We start from the raw sequence: 1,205 nt of genomic DNA, 5'->3' as shown, positions 1-1,205 counted from the left end.
AACAGAGTCGGAATTTTGTTCCGTTTGGTAAAATATACAAAAACCAGAGAGGGCTGACTCCAAAAGTCCGCTTTTTGGCGGACTTTTGGGTCAGCCCCAATGATTGCTCCAACAATATCGATTGTTCTTTTCGTAATAGCGTATAGTTTAGATGTATTTTCTAAACTTTGAAAGGAAGTGTATTCTACTCTTTGATTAGAAACGACCGCTTCCTGCGCGATATTCGACTTTGCCAACTCCCCGGTCCTCCTTTTATTTCTCTTCTACTTTCAGATCATTTAGTACTCTCTCCATGAATTGAATAAGGTCTTCTCTTAATTCATCATGCTGCAACGCAAACTCAATCGTCGTCTTAATAAATCCGATCTTTTCTCCGACGTCGTAGCGCTTGCCTTCGAATTCGTAGGCGAAGACGCGCTGGATTTCGTTCAGTTTTTGAATCGCGTCGGTGAGCTGGATTTCGCCGCCGGCGCCGGCTTCTTGTTTTTCAAGGAATAAGAAGATTTCCGGCGTGAGGATGTATCGTCCCATGATCGCCAAGTTCGACGGCGCGGTGCCGGGTGCTGGTTTTTCGACGAATTGGCGGACTTGGTAGCGGCGTCCGTGCTGTTCGAGTGGGTCGATGATGCCGTAGCGGTGTGTTTCGTTATCAGGCACTCTTTTGACACCAATAACGGAACTGAGAGTTTGTTCATATTGGTCAATTAATTGCTTTAAGCACGGTGTTTCCGCTTGGACGATGTCGTCACCAAGCAGAACGGCAAACGGTTCGTCGCCGATAAAGTTGCGCGCGCACCAGACGGCGTGGCCGAGCCCTTTCGGTTCTTTTTGACGAATGTAGTGAATGTCGACTTTCGATGGCTCTTTTACTTTTTCGAGTAAGTCGTATTTGCCTTTTTCAATTAAGTTTTGTTCAAGTTCAAAGGCGATGTCGAAATGGTCTTCGATGGCGCGTTTTCCTTTCCCTGTGACAATGATAATATCTTCGATGCCGGATGCGATCGCTTCTTCGACGATATATTGAATCGTTGGCTTGTCAACAATCGGCAGCATTTCTTTCGGCATCGCTTTTGTCGCTGGTAAAAATCGTGTGCCGAGCCCCGCTGCTGGAATGATCGCTTTGCGTACTTTTTTCATCCTATTTCGCGCAGGAGACTCCCACTTCAACGACCAAAGGGAGTAAGTGGGAGAGGAATGCGCGTTCC

Annotated in this window: 1 protein-coding gene and 1 pseudogene; both read right to left on the bottom strand. The window is 46.9% G+C overall.

Annotated elements, in window-relative coordinates:
* Positions 1–236 (bottom strand): annotated as a pseudogene (locus CV944_RS17815) (hypothetical protein); the annotation flags it as partial.
* 16 nt (positions 237–252) lie between these two features.
* Complete coding sequence (gene galU / locus CV944_RS17030) at positions 253–1,137, bottom strand: UTP--glucose-1-phosphate uridylyltransferase GalU (protein ID WP_100664574.1); 885 nt, start codon at positions 1,135–1,137, stop codon at positions 253–255.
* Between the last annotated feature and the right edge of the window lie 68 nt (positions 1,138–1,205).

It is taken from the genome of Geobacillus sp. WSUCF-018B (genome assembly GCF_002809985.1).
Lineage (GTDB): Bacteria > Bacillota > Bacilli > Bacillales > Anoxybacillaceae > Geobacillus > Geobacillus thermophilus.
Note: the sequence above shows the minus strand (reverse complement) of the source record. Positions and strands in the feature narration are given on the sequence as shown.

Bases quoted from the DNA above. Each gene is read 5' to 3' on its own strand.
- galU (WP_100664574.1), bottom strand. From the start codon at position 1,137: ATGAAAAAAGTACGCAAAGCGATCATTCCAGCAGCGGGGCTCGGCACA.